This is a genomic window from Polaribacter sp. 11A2H, assembly GCF_011379025.1.
Taxonomy (GTDB): domain Bacteria; phylum Bacteroidota; class Bacteroidia; order Flavobacteriales; family Flavobacteriaceae; genus Polaribacter.
In genome coordinates this window covers 1-17,921 of sequence record NZ_WTLD01000020.1, presented here as the reverse complement: position 1 = coordinate 17,921, position 17,921 = coordinate 1, and the positions used below count along the sequence as shown (strand labels likewise).

Below are 17,921 nucleotides of genomic sequence, written 5' to 3'. Positions count from 1 at the left end.
TTTACTTTTTGTTTTCTGAATTTTCAGTATTATTTGTTGCTTTTGGTGCTCTTTGTTCTTCTTTTTTCGTTGCAGTTTTATTCTCTTTTTTAGCACGCAAAATAGAATCCCAAAGTTGATGAAATTCATTAAATTCTTTGGTAAAAATTAATGCAATTCCGCTAACAATAGTTTGTCCGTCTATAACATTCTCAAATTCACTTTTTCTAAAACCTCTAACACGGTATCTACCATCTTCTGTAATTTTATATTCTAAACTAAGATTACCAATTAAAGGCGATTTTTCTTCCGTAGAACTGCTGCCTTGTATGTCTACTTCGCTACCAACTCTTACCGTTAATCTGTCGTTAAATAATTTTTTTTGAGCAGCAACATCCAATTGCGTTCTATCTGTTGGAGCATCTCCTTGATAGTCTGTAAAACTATTTAAACCAAAATCTAATTCAATACCAGAACCTCCAAGAATTTTATCGGAAAAAGAATTTAATTGTCCAGAAACAGCGTCATTTAAATTGTTTTTAGCAATTGTTGCAAAACCACCTGAACTACCATCGCTACCAGCATCTGGATAAAACCTATTTAAAACCAATAAAGAAAAAACTTGTCTGTTTAACTCATCTTCTTGTTGGTTTACTTGTTGTACACGTTCATAAACCTGACCGCTAATGGCACCTTGTTGGTCTTCTGGCATGTCTAAATTAAAAGATATTTGCGGTTTCAACAATTCGCCACCTATATTTAAATACACATTGAAAGGCAGTACTTGTTTGTATTTATTTTTGGTTGATGAATCTTCTCCAGAAATTTGTGATGCCATTAAGGTAGAGGCAGAGGTTTTTAAGGTGTAGCTTGTATGGATGTCTAATTTAGCATCTAACGGGTCTCCTGCCCAAGAAATTCTACTTCCAGGAACTAAAACAAATTTTCTATCTACAACATTGTATAAGTTAAGTTCATAATGTCCGCTTGCAACCTCATAAGCACCTGTTAAGGATATACGGCCGTTAGGGTCCATCAATAAGACAAAATCTCCATCACCAGAAATCTTAAAATTATCGCCAGTTTCTTTATCAATAACAACTTTTACTGCTGCTTTTTTATCAATTTTTAAGAGCGCTTTTACATCAAACCCGGTAATTGTAGCTGTTTGCTCTTCATTTTGGGTTAAAATTGCATTTGGGTTTTTTCTATTTACAAATGCAACAACACCATCTCTCTCTTCTATATTTGTGTAACTAGAAGGCAATACATACGTAACATCTGTGTCTGGACCAACTACTAATTTTGCATTTAACTTAGGGATTTGTAAATTTCCGGTTAGTTTTGCATCTACATTAAAAGAAACTTTTCCGTAAAGCAATTCATTGTCTTCTTTAGTAGCATTTAGTATTCTAAATTTATTTGCTTTAATATCTAAATTAAATGTAGGGTTTATAAAACTCTTGGTTTTAATGTCTCCAGAAACTATTAATGCATTTTTTTCTGCATCTAATATGGTGAAATTAGATAACGTTAAACCACTATTATCTACATGCAAAGTTTCGTTCTGTAAATTAAATTTTGCGTTAAGTTTGGTAACTTTAAAAGCTGCATTTGTAAAAAGTAAACTCCCTTTATATTTTGGTTCAGATGTTTTTCCGGTTACTTTAAAGTTTCCAGAAAGATTACCAGAGGTTTCTTTAATTTCACCAAAAGAGAGTGTGTTTAAAGCTTGCACTTTAAAGTTGTTAATTAGTAGGTCTAGATTTAAATTTGCATCATTATTATCTACAAAATAATCTCCTTTTAAATCTAAGTCTACAGCACCTTCTTTTAAAGCTGCATTAAAATCATACTTTCCGTTTTCTAAAGATTTAGCATCTAAACTTAAGGTACCAAAATCTGTTTTTAACACTTGTAATTCATTAATGCTTAGATTGGCAATAATACCAGTATCACCAAAAGGTTGTTCTAAAATAAAATCGCCATTTAAAGTTCCTGATGCAATTTCTTTTTCAGGACTTAAATAATTAAAAACTTCATTTATTTTAAAATTTTTGTAATTTAAAGCAATATGATCTTTTTCTATACGAGAAATTTTATCTGTAATTTCTATAGATTGATTGTCTTTACTGATTTTAAAATCAGAGAATGTGAGTTTATTATTTTCAAATACAACGGCATTTGTGTTTGGAATTTTCCATTGAGTACTATTTAAGAATAAACTATCTTGATCTATGGTAAACTTTAATTTATCGCTGTTTCCAGAGATTGTTGTGTTTACATTCATCAATTTTTCTCCTTTATAGAAACCTAAAAAATTAAGTGATAATTCGTTGTTTTGTTGAATACCTTTAATAATGGTTTTTGGCACATTTAAAGGTCCTGCTTTAATTTCTTTAAAACCTAAATTAAAATTGAAATCTTCATTATCTGTAAGCATAGAAAAAGACAAGCTGTCTAATTCATTATCGCTAAAATTAATGTGAGGAGCTGTAATATTAGCAGTTAGTTTTCGTTTTTTCTCTTTAAAATCGACATCAATATTTATAGTATCTAAATCTTTTAAATTTACCAAGAATACATCTGTTAAAAGTGGTGTTTGAGAAATTTTTGCTTTTAACTTTAAATTTACAGGGCTTTTAATACTGTCAGAAATTGTAACATCTCTATAAAAATAACTAGCAACATGACGTTGTAAAGCGCTGCTAAAAGTTTGTGGGTCTGTGTTTGATTCTAAGTTTAAATCAATCATTCTATTTTTGATAGAAACAGCTGTTGTATCTTTAGCTACAAAGGCATTAACAGCAAAGTCTCCTACTAAAAAAGTTCTGTTATTATATACAGCTACACCGTTTTTTATAGTACTCTTTAAAGTGTATTTTTCTGAGTTTCCTGTAAAATCTAAAGAAAGTTCCATGCCCGTTTTTACTTTACGCTGCATAATACCCAGTGCTTCTAAATCTGCACCAATTAGATTTAAATTTACAGTTGCTTTTGTGTTCACAGAATCTAACTTTACATTTGCTATTAAATCTAAGTTTAAATTTTTATCTTTATATATTGAAGTGATTTTTCCAATACTGTTTTTTAAATTTCCTTCTATTTGTAAGTCTTTAATTTCATAATTTTCTAACTGAAACTTAGAAATGGTCGTCTGTAGAGTGGCGTCTAAATCTTGAATACTTTTACCGCTTCCTTCCGATTTTAATTGCACACTTAATTCACCAAAATTAGGATTCATTAAAAGAGTACCAATATTGTAATTTTCAATTTGTATATCTGTATTGTAGCTAATTTTAGCATCATTTTTAAAGTTTCCTTTAATCGTTGCAATACCTTGCGAAGTCTTTATTTTTGTATTGGTAATAATATTACTTAAAGTACCTTTTGCATTACTAGTTATTAAAATATTTTCTGGTAAATGAATGCCCAATGCTTTTTCGTCTACAATTTGTAAAAGATCATTTCGTTTTGTCTTTGCTTTAAAATTTGGTATGTTTAGCTGTAACTTATCTGGTTTTGTACTGTTTTTGATGTTTCCATCTAAAGATATTTTGGTATAATTCCCCCAATTAAGGTTGGTGTTGGCAATATTTAAATCAGCTAAAACTCCATTTATATTTACTTCACCAAAAAGTTCTTTTTCACTTAATTTGGTTAGATATTCATTTTGTTTTAAACTCGGCTGAAACGTAAAAAGTTCATCTAAAAAGAGTGAGAAATACGGAATGCCTATGTTAATAGTTGTTTTTTCTGGTGATGAAATGAATTGAGAAAGTGATTTGTAATTCGCATTTGAAAAACCAGTAATCATACTTTTTTTGAATGCTATTTTAAGATCGGAAACTTTTAAATCTGTATCTGTTATTTCTGCATTTAAGGCGAGTTTTCTCAATCTAAAACCAGATTTTTCTTCAAAATTAAAAGTATTTAATTGCAAACCGGCTTTTTTGTCTTTCAAGAAAATATCGGATGCTTTTAAGGTTAGATCTTCTAAAACAAGTGCATTCGGATTAAAACTATTTGAGACAACTTTTTCATTGTTTACAAAATACTGAATCTTGTTATTTTCTAAGTTAACATCATTTATTTGTACGTCAAAATCTGGCCAGTTAAAAGCTAGATCATTGTTTGGTGTTTCTTTAACGGTTGCAGTATTCGTTGAAACTGTTTTTAAGAGAACATCAGAATTTTTAAGCTGAAGAGTAGTAAGGTTTATTTTGTTTGTAGATAAATTAATTTCAGGGATTTCTGTATAAAAATCAGTAATTGTTACATTTGCAATTAATTGATCTTGTGGGTTTTTAAAATATGCTTTTACATTTTTTAAAGAGAATTTATTTACAGATAAAGTAGGTAAAACAGATTCTGTTGTTGAGGTATTTGAAATTACTGGTTTTTGAATAAGTTTAATATTGGTATTAGAAAGCGAAATTTTATCAGCATTAAAAATCATTTTTTGTAAATCAACTTTATCCATATTGGCAGTTAGATTTCCAATTTTAAAATGACTGTCAATCCCTAAAACAGCATCATCAAAAACAACATTAATATTTGATAATTCAAGATTTCCAAGAACAATATCTAAAGGCTCCGAAGTTGTTTCTTCAACAACCGGAGTTGGTTCTTCGGAAGCAAAAGCATCTATTAAAAACTGAAAGTTATACCCAGTAAGACTGTCTTTTCTTATAATGTTTGCACGTAAACCATTCCATTCTAAATAATCTACACCAACGGCACCTCCATTAATCATTGCCCAAAGAGGTAAGTTTGCTTCTAAAGATTTAGAATATACCAACGTGTCTCCTTTGGTGTCTTCTACATACAAACCGTCTAATTGCAAGCCACCTTTAAAAGTTAAAAAAAGCTTGTCTACAGTAATTTTAGTATTTGTTTTGTCGGTAACAAAGTTTACTGCTTTGTTAACAATAATACTCTGTCCCCACGGACTTCTAATAAATAGAATTAACAGCGTAATGAAAATAAAAAAGCCTAAAAGGACTCGTAAGAATCTTCTTAAAAAGCGATATTTTGTATTCTTTATTTTTTTAGACACTGTTACATACAATTTTAGTTGTGCAAATGTAACTTGCTATTTCTATTCAAATTGTCCTTATATCATAAATTTTTGACTCTTTTGATAAATCTTAACGATTTCATGTTTTAAAAAGCCTATATTGAAAAAGTTTTTGCTGTTTTAAAGAGGATAAATGTTCTAAGTATTAAAATTAGATAATTTCAGTTTCAATAATAACTTCGCTTTGTAATGTTTTGTGAACAGGGCATTTAGCTGCAATTTCTTTTAGACGTAGTATTTGTTTTTCATCTAGATTTCCAACAAATTTTAATTTTTTATTTAAATGATCAAATCTGGTTGGTTTTTCTACAGCAATACCTAAATCGTCACTATGTTTTTTGGAATAGGTTATGTATACAAAAACCTCTTGTAAATCCCATTTTTTACGTTCTGCATACATTTTTAAGGTCATTACAGTACAAGCTGCTAAACCTGCGCTTAAAAAATCATACGGAGAAGGTCCAAAATCATCACCACCAACACTTGTTGGTTCATCTGCAATAAACGAGTGTTTTTTAGTTTGAATAGAAGTGGTGAAATTATCTTCTAACAAGTTTAAATGACCAACTAATTGTTCACCTTCCGTAGAAATCATATTATTTTCTTCAGGTTCAAAATAACGCTCCACCCAAGTACCAATCATATTACCCACATAAATGCTGTCTGAAGATTTTGATAATAAATGATCTGCATCGTCTAAACTTACAAAACTCTTTGGATGCATGGCATTATGATAAATTTCATGTGCATTTTCTATACCAACCACATTATCAAAAGGAGCATGCATTACCAAGATTGGTTTGCGTAAGTTTTTAATGATTTTAGGTAAATCTGTTTTACTAAAATCGTTAACAAACTCTTGATTTATTTTAAAAGGACGACCTCCAATTTTTACTTCTACATCTCCTTTTTCTGGAATTTCTTCCGTTCCATGAGAAAATAAATGGGTTACGTGACTAACGGTTGCAGGAGCGCCAACAGTGGCAACTGCTTTTATGTTTTCTAATTTTGAAGCTGCAACAATAACTGCTGCTCCACCCAAAGAATGACCAACTAATAATGATGGTGCTTTGTAGTTTTTTTCTAAAAAAGCATTCACTGCTAATAAATCTTCTACGTTGGCAGAAAAGTGACTTTCAGCAAATTCGCCTTCACTTCTTCCTAGTCCTGTAAAATCGAAACGTAAAACGCCAAAACCATGATTAGATAAAGAACGACTGATGTTTTTTACCGCATTAAAATTACTATTGCAAGAAAAACAATGTGCAAAAATGGCAAATTGATTTGGTTTTTCATTTGCAGGCAATTCTAAATACGCTTGTAACTTTAAGCCTTTTTTATTTTCAATTTCTAATCTAACAGTGTTCATTATTTTGATTTTTTAAGTAGTCGGAATAAGATGAGCAACTTTACGTTTGTCGATATTTTTTGAGAATTTTTGTAATAAGAATGTCAACTTTGGGTTGATGTAATTCTTACAAAAAGGTTTATCAGGATTTGATTGATAATAATTCTGAAATTCTTCTGTATTCGGTTTAAAGTCTTTAAATTCTAAAACTTTAGTAATTATTTTATATTTAAAACCGACTTGTAACTTTTCTATTATTTTTAAACAATCTTCTTTTTGTTGCTGTGTGAAATAATAAATAGCAGAACGATATTTTGTTCGCATTGAATGATTACTCGTACTTTTATGTGTTAATAAGTGGATTTCAATTAACGTTTTTAAATTGATTTTTTCAAGATCAAAATAAACAATAACAGCTTCAGAAAATGTATTATTTTTTTCTATGGATGCAACCCAACCTTGTTCTACTTTTTCTACACCAATTAACATTTGGAAAACAGCTTCTGTACACCAATGACAACCACCACCAAAAGCGACTTTGGTTAATTCCATGCCAATTGTTTTCTTTCTGTCCAATATAGATCTGGAGCAACTTTTAAAGCATTTAGTGTTTCAATTTCATCAGCAGACAAGGTGAAAGAATTCAGTTTTAGGTTCTCTTTTAATTGTGCTGTTGTACTTACGCCACTTAAAACAATACTTTCCGGAATTGTTTGCTCGCAATATTTTAAAGAAATAGCATCTACACCAACGTTGTGTTTTTTAGCTAAGTTTTCTAAAGTTGTATACATTTTATTGTAATTCGGGTAGTTTTCATTCTTAAAAACTCGTCCGTTTGCCAAGGCTTCTTTAATAACAATCGATTTATTTTGATGCACTAATTCGTCTAAAACTTCTTGTAAACTTTGGTCTAAGAAATTATAAGTTACTTGGAATACATCAAAAACGGGTGTTCCATCAACCAAAACATTCAGTGCTTTTTTAATTACTTCCACCTGGTTGGTTCCTGTGGTTGTCAAACCTATTTTTAGGTTGAATTCTTTTTTTAAATAAGCTAAATATTCTAAGACTTCTTTATTTTCTAATACGCCCGTTTCTAAAGTGGCAGAATGAATTTGATATACTTTTAAGTAGGGTAGAAGCTGTTTAGAAAAATCCCATTGTTCTTTTAATTTAGACAAACTATGTTCTTTTACTTCGTGAACTGTTGCATTCGCATCAAAATTTGCGGTGTACGTATATCCCCATTTTGTAGCAATTTCAATAGTGTTGTCGTTTTTAGTTTGTAGCCATTCTAAGACTAATTCTTCTGCCAAACCATAACCAGGAGCGGTATCAAAATAACGGATTCCTAAATTATATGCTTCTTCTAATACAGAAAAACTGTGTTTTCTAAATTCAGCTAAGTTGGAGTTGTCACAGCTTTCTGTACGAACATTAATGTATTGTGGTCTTCCTAAAGCTGCGGTTCCTAATCCTAATTTCATGTTTGTATTATTTTAAGAGACCTCACAGCTTTTTAAATTTGTGAGGTCTTAATTGTATATAGTTTTAAGAGCTACAAGATAACATAGAGCAACCTACTTTATTCCGTGCCCATTCTGGTCTTTTTGCAAACCATTTTTCGCTTTCTGATTGTTCTGCATATGGTTTTTTTAATAGTTGAAACAATTCATCAATTAAAGTATAATTTCCTTTATCTGCTTCATCAATTGCTAGTTGAGACATATAGTTTCTAAGCACATATTTAGGATTTACCAAATCCATTTGTTCTTTTCTTTCTTCGGATGAAATTCTTTCTATAGCAAGTCTATTCGCATACTTTTTAAACCAAGTATTCCATCTGTTCTCTACTTCTTTAGAAATGTTTTCTAAATCGTAAAAAGCATCTTCTATCAATTTAAAAGCGGTTGTTGTATCAGAAAAACGACTTAAATTTCTAAAGAAAATTGTCATGTCTGTTTCTACCAATTGTATATTATCTTCTAATTCTTGTATCAGTCTTACGTCCTCTTCATCCGAAGAAACCAAACCTAACTTCGATTTCATCATTAATAAAGATTGGGTTTCAAAATCAATTTTATATTGCTCTAAGATTGCATTTAAAGGATCTACTTCTTCAATAATTGGATACAAAGCATTTGCCAATTGATATAAATTCCACAAACCAATATTTGGCTGATTTCCGTAACGGTAACGTTTGTGTTGACTGTCTGTTGTATTTGGTGTCCAGCCAAAATCGAAACCTTCTAACCAACCATAAGGTCCAAAATCTATGGTTAAACCTAAGATAGACATGTTATCGGTATTCATTACACCGTGTACAAAACCAACACGTTGCCAATCGATAATCATTTTTAACGTACGCTCAGAAACTTCCTTAAAAAAGTTGATATAACTTTCTTTTGATGGAGCTCCTAAATGCGGAAAATGATGTTTGATGGTATAATCTACCAAACCCTTTAAATTTTCGGTGTCTTTTCTGGCTGCAAAAATCTCGAAACTTCCAAAACGTAAAAAGCTCGGTGAAATTCTAGAAACAATAGCCCCTTTTTCATAAGCCGGATTTCCGTCGTATAAAACATCTCGTAAAACAGTATCACCAGATAAACTTAAAGACAAAGATCTTGTGGTAGGAACTCCTAAATGAAACATAGCTTCTGCACATAAATATTCTCTTACAGAAGAACGTAAAACCGCCAAACCATCTGCAGTTCTAGAATACGGCGTTTCGCCTGCTCCTTTTAATTGTACTTTCCAGTTCTTATGTTGATGTTCAACTTCAAATAAATTAATAGCTCTTCCGTCTCCTAATTGTCCTGCCCAATTGCCAAATTGATGTCCGCCATAACACATTGCAAACGGTTTTGTATTCGGATAAATTTCATTTCCGGTAACAATGTTTTTAAAGAATTCAGATTTTAAATCTTCTTTTGAAATACCCAATTCAGCAGCCATTTCTGGTGAAACGTGTAAAATTGCTGGTTTTGCAGTTTTCTTAGGATTTGCAAAAGAAAAAGCAGCATTTTCTACTTGTCTTCTTGAGTTTTCTAAATTAGAATCTGCAGGCAGTTCTGAAGTAAAAGTATCTTTTATATTTAGTTTCATCATAATGTGTCAATCCATTTAATCAAATCTTTATCAGAAGGGTTTCTTAATTTTTTATCATTAATAGTAATTGTAGGAAAATTTAGTTTTCTATTTTCATACAAGTTACGTAATTCTTCTGCAAAAAGTTCATTCTTTTTTACATCTAAAAACGCGTAATCTAAATTACGCGTTTCTAAAAATGTTTTATAATATTGGGTTTTATGGCAGCTTTCTGTGCCAAATAATTTTATCATTTTATTTACTGAAAAAGGATTCCTGCCTAGGCAGAAAGGATAGAATTACGTCAATTTATCTGCATGTAATTTTCTCAATTTAGCTAATTTTGGCTCAATAACAAAACTACAATATCCTTGTTGTGTATTTTCTCTATAATAATTTTGATGCTCTTCTGTTGCTTTATAAAAAATAGGTAAAGCACTTAATTTAGTAACTATCTTGTTATTATAATAATCTTGAATCTGTTTTAAAACTTCTGAAGCAATTTTTTGCTGGTTTTCATCATGATAAAAAACCACAGATCTATATTGTGTTCCTCTATCTGCACCTTGCTGATTTAGGGTTGTAGGATCGTGCGTGGTCATAAAAATAACTAAAATATCTTCGTAAGAAATAATATTTGCATCATACGTTATTTGAATTACTTCTGCATGACCTGTTAAACCAGAGCAAATTTCTCTGTAGGTTGGTTCTCCAGGAACATTACCACCTGCATAACCAGAAACTACTTTTTCTACGCCTTTTACTTCTTGGAATACAGCTTCTGTACACCAAAAACATCCACCTCCTAAAGTGGCAGTTTGTAAATTTTTATTCATTTATATTTTCTCTGTCATTACGAAGAAGAATGACGGAGTAATCTCTATATTAATAATAAGATTCCTCCTCGTTCCTCGTTCGGAATGACATTAGACTTTTTTTTAATTAAATTATTTTTTATCAATAACCATAGATTCTGAGTTAATACAATAACGCAATCCACTTGGTTCTGGCCCATCAGGAAAAATGTGACCTAAATGTCCGTCACAGGTATTGCACATTACTTCAACTCGCACCATACCAAAAGAAACATCTTTGTGATATTTAATGGCATTCTCTTTAATAGGTTGCGTAAAACTTGGCCAACCAGAACTAGACTCAAACTTTATGGTAGAATCAAATAGTGGTGTGTTACAACAAACACAGTTATATTGGCCTTCATCATAAATACTGCACAAAGCACCAGAATTTGGTCTTTCTGTTCCTTTTTGTCTTGTAATTCTAAATTGCTCTTCTGTTAATTGAGCTCTCCATTCTTTTTCGGATTTCTCTACTCTTTTATCTGGAGTTGGATTTCCTTTAACACTAAAATTGATAATTTCTTTCCAAGTAAGCATATTTTGATTTCTTTCTTTTTTAAAATATTAATTTTGTAATGCGATCACATTTTTAGACGTATAAACACTTGTTACCTTACAAATAATTGTTAATTTGTGGGCGGTTGAAAGCAAAACATAAATTTACGACCAATATTGATAGAGTAGGGGAATGAATGATCATTTATTCCTATTTATTTATAAAATAATTTTACAATGAGCACCTTAACTGTTACTGCAGAAAAATATGTTTTTAATTTATTAAATAAGGAGTTAGATGCTGTTTATGTATATCATAACATAACACATACACAAGATGTAGTTGCTTATACTGCGGAGCTTGCAAAAAATTTAAATATTGATGCAATTTCTAAAGAAAATTTACAGCTTGCAGCTTTGTTTCATGATACCGGTTTTATAAAAGGGGCAAAAAATCATGAGGCCGAAAGTGTAAAAATAGCTACCAGTTTTTTAAAAGATAACAATGTTGATGCAGAAAGAATAGAAGCAATCTCTAAATTGATTTTAGCTACTAAAATGGGACATCAATCTGATGATGTTTTAGAGCAGATTATAATGGATGCAGATTGTGCACATTTAGGAAGTAAAAGTTTTATAGATAAGTTAGAGTTGTTAAGAAAAGAATGGGAAAGTACAGAAAATAAGAAGTTTTTAGATACAGAATGGAATGAGATAAACATAGATTTTTTAACAAAAGAACATAAATTTCATACCGTTTATGCTTTGAAAAATTGGAGTACAAGAAAAGATAAGAATGTCTCTAAATTATTAAAAAATCAACATAAAACAAAAGAAGATTCAGCAAAGTTTAAGCAGAAAAAAGAAGCATTAAAATTGAAGAAAAATAAAAGTGAAGTTCCAGAGAGAGGTGTGGAAACCATGTTTAGAGTGGCTTTAAAAAACCACATGACATTAAGTAATATTGCAGATACGAAAGCAAATATTTTACTTTCTGTAAATGCTATTATTGTTTCTTTAGCAATGGCTAATTTAATACCAAAGTTAGACAAGCCTTCTAATAGCTACTTAATTATACCTACAGTAATCTTTGTTGTTTTTACTGTTGCCTCTATAATATTATCTATTTTGGCTACAAGACCAAATGTTACCGAAGGTAAATTTACTAAGGAAGATGTGGCTAATAAAAAGGTAAACTTATTATTCTTTGGTAATTTTCATCAAATGAAATTACCAGATTTTGAATGGGGAATTCAAGAGATGATGCAAGATAGAGATTATTTATATGGCTCTTTAACCAAAGATCTGTACTTTTTAGGCTTGGTTTTAAATAGAAAATATAAAATATTAAGAATTACATATACCGTTTTTATGATTGGTATTATTGTAAGTGTGTTAGCTTTTGCAATTTCTTTTTATGGTTTAGAAATTGTTGCTTAAGCTTCAATTTCTTTTATCAAATCATTAAAAGTTATGGTTTTGGTTTCATCAAAATTTTCTTGATATTTAACCTCAACTCGTAATGCTTTTAATCCGGAAGCACCTTGTAAGTCTTCTAATTCTAAGAATTCAATTTTTCCTAATTGATTTTTAGATTGTAAGTAATTAATGTACTTTATGTACTCTGTAGCATCTTTATCTTGAGAATATACAATGGCAATTTTTCCAGGAACTGTTAAACGGTTATTTGTTCCTTTAATGTTTGCTTTGTCAATTCTCTTTTTTATAATTTCGTATCTAATATTATAAGCTCCGTCTACATCAAACTGCTTTTCATCCATTCTAAATTTAATAGCCATTGCATTGCTATGTACTAGAATTAAAGAAGCTACTTGTAAATCATGTTGCATGTTTTTACGCTCATAAAATGCCAAGTTTTCCATTTCATAAGTGGTTTGTAATTGCCACAAACGTAGGTTGTATAAATACAAACTATCAAACGTTTTATTTTTTGTAATTGTTTGGCCTATGTACATATTGTACTCTACACCATCTGTTTTGTATCGCTCAAAATAATGAGGAAACATTTCTTGTGCTTGCTTTTGTTTGTTGTCTAAGAATTGTGCTAATTTGTCATTTAAAAGTGTAACACTATTCTCATACTCTTTTCTTTTTTCATATACCACATTTAGATTTTTATCTAAACGGTTCATATAAACACTCACTTTCTGAGAGAGTTCTGTACTAATTTTATTAATATGATTAAAAACAGGATAGATCTCTCTGCTTAAAAAATCTAAAATACTTATTTCATCACCTGCATTTAAACCTTTTTTAACATCATTTAAATAAGAGGTAACCCTAAACATTAACTCATTATAAATAGGAAGTCTTTCTGTTTTACAGGCATCTTTTAATACTGTAATTGCTAAGGTTAATTGCGTGGTTAAATCTTCTTGAATTGCTTCATTTCTAGCAATAGAAGACCCTTTTATATCGCTTTGCCCAAACAACGGATACACTTCATTAAATACAATTTCGTCTAATTTTGCATTGCTATTACTTTGACGAGCTGCATGGTATTTTTCTGCAGCTTCATAAAAACGCCATTTTACAGAACTATGTATAGATGTATAATTTTCTTGAATGGTAGCTTCTAATATATTTTGACGCTCTTCTGAAGTTCTTTTTACAGCGGCTTCAAAAACAGGAATTATATCTTTTAATTTATTGATGTTTACAGAGTTTAAATCATACGCCCTTGGTGAAGCAATTTCTAATAAAGCCAAGTCTCCATTGTCTGTTGCTTTAATAGGGATAAGTATAATACTCTGAATATTGTTTTCTTGAAGGTTCTGAGAAAAAAGATTATTATTTGTTTTTAATCCATATTCAGATACGTCAGAAATGATAAAAGTTTCATGGTCTTTAAATACTTTTTGCAATATAACGTTGCAAAAATAGCCTGAATCGCAATTTATTTCTGATCCATGGTTTAAAATTAAACTATTGGATTTATTAACCTGTGTTTCACAAATTTTAGCATTGACGTTATCAAAAATAGAATACCCCAATTTTAAATCTCTAATACTGTAAAAATCTCTTAAATTACTTTGAAGCTTCGGAATTAAATCTTGTCCGCCTTCTAATAGGTTTGCTTTAATAGAAGACAACATTTCCTCTGAAGTAACATCAAACAAACTAATAAGTCCGAATCCTTTAAAAATATAACTATTCGGAGGGAATTTCTCTTTCCATAAGGCTACATTATCAAAGTTATTAAGTAATTCTTTAAAATCTTTTTCTGTTAATTTCGGTGCATTTTCTGTAGCTGTAATTTCAGAAAAATCACCATTAAAGGTGGTTCTATAATATTTCATTGTTCCAGTTGTACTATCTGGAATATCAAAATAGAAGGGTCTTTTTAGATCAACATTAAAACCATGAACAAAGCTTAAAATAAATGTACATGCCATAATGTACATACTGTCTTCTTCAAAATTCCGAACATTTAATTCGAAATTATCACCTGCATTTTTTAAAATATTTTCAAAACGATTTGTAAATTTAAAAGAAGTAAAAGAGAAAGGAATACTTGCTGCTTTTATTTCATTTAATAATAAAGGTTCTGGAAATAAGGGGTTTAGTAATAAATCTATCTGTTCTTTATATTTATCTAATAAAGAGTAATCAGAAAAACCATCATTTAATTCTGGATGCTTGTTAATTAATTGCACCATTTTTTTAGCAGAACTATGATATGGATGTTTTGCATATTCAATATCCGCATACTTTTCAAACAAGTCAAAAACCTTGTTAAAAGATACGTTTAGTTGTAATGGTAAATCTGTTTCAGCTGCTAACTTAGATTCAATAATTTTCATGTCTTATAAATAGAATAGAATTACAATATTACTATTGTCTTAGACGTGTAAAGGTAACAAACGTTACAAATAGGTTTATTTCTGTCTAAAATATATAGTAATTGGTACTCCAGAAAAATCGTAAATATCTCTTAATTTGTTTTCAAGAAAACGTCTGTAAGAATCTCTAACGTATTGTGGTAAGTTACAGAAAAATACAAATTGCGGTGTTTGCGTAGGCAATTGCATACAGTATTTAATTTTTACAAACTTTCCTTTTATTGCAGGAGGTGGAGAAGTTTTAATGATGTCTAACATAGTCTCATTAAACTTACTTGTCTGTATTTTTGTTTTTCTTTTCTGAAAAACTTCAACTGCAGTTTCTATTGCTTTAAACAAACGTTGTTTAGTTAAAGCAGAAATAAATACAATTGGCACATCTGTAAAAGGTTCAATTTGTTTTCTAACCATTGCTTCAAAATCTCGCATGGTATTGGTTTCTTTCTCTATTAAATCCCATTTATTAATTAAGATTACAACTCCTTTTCTGTTTTTTTCTGCCAACCAAAATATATTTTGATCCTGACCTTCAAAACCACGAGTAGCATCTACAACTAAAACAATAACATCAGAATATTCTATGGTACGTACAGCACGCATTACAGAATAAAATTCTAAATCTTCTTTAACTCTAGATTTTTTACGAATCCCAGCAGTATCTACTAAGTTAAAATCGAAACCAAATCGATTGTATTGTGTATCAATAGAATCTCTAGTTGTACCTGCAATATCTGTTACAATATTTCTATCTTGCCCAATTAAAGCGTTTATAAATGAAGATTTTCCTGCATTTGGTCTTCCAACTACAGCAAATCTTGGTAATGCTTCTTTTTCTAAATCTACTTCTTCTGGTGCTGGCATTCTTTCTGCTAATGCATCTAGTAATTCTCCAGTTCCACTTCCGTTAATAGACGCAATTGTAAAGTATTCTCCTAAGCCTAAGTTGTAAAACTCTATAGCGTCAGGCTCACGCATTGCGTTATCTACTTTGTTAACTACCGTAAAGATTGGTTTTTTAACCTTGCGTAAAAGTTTTGCAACTTCTGCATCCATAGGTGTAATACCGTCTTCTACGTTTACAACAAAAACAATTAAATCTGCTTCTTCAATGGCAAGATTTACTTGTTTTCTAATTTCACCTTCAAAAATATCGTCAGAACCAGTAATGTATCCACCAGTATCGATTACTGAAAATTCTTTACCATTCCAGTCAGATTTTCCATAATGTCTATCTCTTGTAACTCCGCTTACAGAATCTACAATGGCTTCTCTTCTTTGTACCAGTCTATTAAAAAGCGTTGACTTTCCTACATTTGGTCTTCCTACAATGGCAACAATACTGTTCATCTCTATTGAAAATTTTTGCAAAGATACAATTTAAGCTTGTAAGAAAGATGTAAAAAATAAAGTCTTTAAAATACTAAAAAAAATCTAAGGAAGTTTGTCTGTTTTTTTTTATTGATTTTAGCTTGAATTGTTATCAAAATGGAATTTTTAATTACATTTAAAAAATAATATCAATTTAATGAGTATTCAAGAAAAAAGAAATAGTGATTTTTTTTTAAGACCTAGATTTTCTATTGACTTAGAAGAGAATTCTGAAGAATTGCTAGAAAGAATTACAAGGTATCTAAAAAGTGATGCTTGTATATATCGAAGTAATGTTGCATATAAACATTTTTTTATTGATATTCCTGTAAGGAAAAGTCATTTTTGGTCGCCTCAATTGCATTTTGAAATTGTAGAAGTTAGTGAGAGTTCATCTACTTTAAAAGGACTTTTTGGACCAAAACCACAAGTCTGGACACTTTTTATGTTTGTCCATTTTGTGGTAGCCACCTTGTTTTTAGGAGTAGGAGTGTTTGCTTACGTGCAATATAGGTTAGCAGAAAGTTTGGTGTTTCCTATTGCTATATTAGTTGCACTGCCTTTAATATGGCTGTTGTTATATTTTTTGGGAAGTATAGGTAAGGAGACAGGGAAAAATCAGATGAAAGAATTACACAGTCTATTAATCACTATTATTGAGCAATAAATATTAATTTCATTCCCGTTTTATTTGTCGCAAGCAACATTAACGGGAATGATATTTTTAATAAACCTTTTAAAATAGGTCTAATAGAGGTCTTTTAAATTAACTTTGATTATAACCAAAACGTTTTAGTTGCGTTTTATCGCTACGCCAGTTTTTATTAACCTTTACATACAGTTCTATAAAAACTTTTTTCTCGAAGAATTTTTCTAAATCTTTTCTTGCTTCTGCACCAACACGTTTTAGTGCAGACCCTTTATGGCCAATTATGATTCCTTTCTGAGTTTCTCTTTCTACCATAATAATAGAACGAATTCTAACAATATTTTCTTCCTCTATAAATTCTTCTGTTTCTACTTCTACAGAATACGGAATTTCTTTTTTGTAATGCATTAGAATCTTTTCTCTAATTTTTTCATTTACAAAAAAACGTTCAGGTTTATCTGTTAATTGATCCTTCGGATAAAAAGCAGGACCTTCTGGTAGTAATTCTTTTATTTTATCGAAAACTGCAGGAACATTAAATTTTTCTAGTGCAGAAATTACAAACACTTCTGCATTCGGAACTTTATTTTTCCAGTATTCTATTTTTTCTTCTACTTCTTCCTGAGAAGATTTATCAATTTTATTTAAAAGTAAGATAACAGGTATTTCACTATGTATAATTCTTTTAAAGAAAGCTTCATTTTTTAATTCTTTTTCACCAACTTCTACCATATAGATAAGTATGTCTGCATCCTCGAAGGCAGATTTTACAAAATCCATCATAGAAGATTGCAGCTCGTAGGCAGGTTTTAAAATACCTGGCGTATCGGAAAAGACAATCTGAAAGTCGTCTTCATTTACAATTCCTAAGATTCTATGCCTTGTTGTTTGTGCCTTCGCTGTTATGATAGACAGCTTTTCACCTACTAGGGCATTCATTAATGTTGATTTACCTACGTTAGGATTTCCTATAATATTTACAAAACCTGCTTTATGCGTCATGGTGCAAAGATAATTCCTTTTTATATTTGATTAGAATTTAGTGTATTAAAAAATGTTTTAAAAAAATAAAAAAAAGTTTGGTCAGTTATTTAATTAAGTTGTATGTTTGCAGTCGGAAATAACTAATCGATTTTATGATTCGAAAGTTAAAAGCTAAGTTGTTATTTTCGAAGTACAACGCGGGATAGAG

At 30.2% G+C, this 17,921-nt stretch carries 13 protein-coding genes; 2 read left to right on the top strand and 11 right to left on the bottom strand.

Translation table 11 applies throughout. The features are described 5' to 3' along the window. Position 1: 1 nt before the first annotated feature. The 8 genes from GQS58_RS16230 to msrB form a co-directional block, all read right to left on the bottom strand. The gene (locus tag GQS58_RS16230; protein WP_166387834.1) at positions 2–5,038 is read right to left on the bottom strand and encodes a translocation/assembly module TamB; all 5,037 of its coding nucleotides are present in this window, start codon (positions 5,036–5,038) and stop codon (positions 2–4) included. 172 nt (positions 5,039–5,210) lie between these two features. Continuing rightward, the gene (locus GQS58_RS16225; RefSeq protein WP_166387832.1) at positions 5,211–6,428 is read right to left on the bottom strand and encodes a bifunctional alpha/beta hydrolase/OsmC family protein; all 1,218 of its coding nucleotides are present in this window, start codon (positions 6,426–6,428) and stop codon (positions 5,211–5,213) included. Between the two features lie 12 nt (positions 6,429–6,440). Continuing rightward, positions 6,441–6,959 (bottom strand): peptide-methionine (S)-S-oxide reductase, encoded by a 519-nt coding sequence (locus GQS58_RS16220; protein ID WP_166387830.1) that lies wholly within the window; start codon positions 6,957–6,959, stop codon positions 6,441–6,443. Beyond that, a complete protein-coding gene (locus GQS58_RS16215; protein WP_166387828.1) occupies positions 6,950–7,894 on the bottom strand; it encodes an aldo/keto reductase in 945 nt (314 codons plus the stop codon). Before GQS58_RS16215 ends, GQS58_RS16220 begins: the two co-directional genes overlap by 10 nt. A 64-nt stretch (positions 7,895–7,958) precedes the next feature. Further along, complete coding sequence (locus GQS58_RS16210; RefSeq protein WP_166387855.1) at positions 7,959–9,515, bottom strand: protein adenylyltransferase SelO; 1,557 nt, start codon at positions 9,513–9,515, stop codon at positions 7,959–7,961. Beyond that, positions 9,515–9,751, bottom strand: coding sequence for a glutaredoxin family protein (locus tag GQS58_RS16205; RefSeq protein WP_166387826.1), 237 nt, complete (start codon positions 9,749–9,751; stop codon positions 9,515–9,517). The genes GQS58_RS16210 and GQS58_RS16205 overlap by 1 nt, the downstream gene beginning before the upstream one ends. 45 nt (positions 9,752–9,796) lie before the next feature. Beyond that, positions 9,797–10,333, bottom strand: a complete 537-nt coding sequence (gene msrA, locus GQS58_RS16200; protein WP_166387824.1) for a peptide-methionine (S)-S-oxide reductase MsrA — start codon at positions 10,331–10,333, stop codon at positions 9,797–9,799. A gap of 111 nt (positions 10,334–10,444) precedes the next feature. Beyond that, on the bottom strand, positions 10,445–10,891 hold the full coding sequence (gene msrB / locus GQS58_RS16195) for a peptide-methionine (R)-S-oxide reductase MsrB (protein ID WP_166387822.1): 447 nt from the start codon (positions 10,889–10,891) through the stop codon (positions 10,445–10,447). A 195-nt stretch (positions 10,892–11,086) separates the two neighbouring features. On the opposite strand from msrB, the gene GQS58_RS16190 reads away from it, so the two are divergent. Continuing rightward, the gene (locus tag GQS58_RS16190; protein ID WP_166387820.1) at positions 11,087–12,289 is read left to right on the top strand and encodes a Pycsar system effector family protein; all 1,203 of its coding nucleotides are present in this window, start codon (positions 11,087–11,089) and stop codon (positions 12,287–12,289) included. On the opposite strand, the gene GQS58_RS16185 is transcribed toward GQS58_RS16190, so the two are convergent. Both GQS58_RS16185 and der read right to left on the bottom strand, forming a co-directional pair. Continuing rightward, positions 12,286–14,673, bottom strand: a complete 2,388-nt coding sequence (locus tag GQS58_RS16185) for a GAF domain-containing protein (protein ID WP_166387818.1) — start codon at positions 14,671–14,673, stop codon at positions 12,286–12,288. The two genes, GQS58_RS16190 and GQS58_RS16185, sit on opposite strands and share 4 nt — an antisense overlap. Before the next feature lie 75 nt (positions 14,674–14,748). Next, positions 14,749–16,059, bottom strand: a complete 1,311-nt coding sequence (gene der / locus GQS58_RS16180; RefSeq protein ID WP_166387853.1) for a ribosome biogenesis GTPase Der — start codon at positions 16,057–16,059, stop codon at positions 14,749–14,751. 178 nt (positions 16,060–16,237) lie between these two features. Here der and GQS58_RS17225 point away from each other — a divergent pair, with 178 nt between their 5' ends. Then, a complete protein-coding gene (locus GQS58_RS17225) occupies positions 16,238–16,747 on the top strand; it encodes a GTP-binding protein (protein WP_240914645.1) in 510 nt (169 codons plus the stop codon). 99 nt (positions 16,748–16,846) lie between these two features. On the opposite strand, the gene era is transcribed toward GQS58_RS17225, so the two are convergent. Further along, a complete protein-coding gene (era, locus tag GQS58_RS16170) occupies positions 16,847–17,731 on the bottom strand; it encodes a GTPase Era (RefSeq protein ID WP_166387816.1) in 885 nt (294 codons plus the stop codon). Positions 17,732–17,921 lie beyond the last annotated feature (190 nt).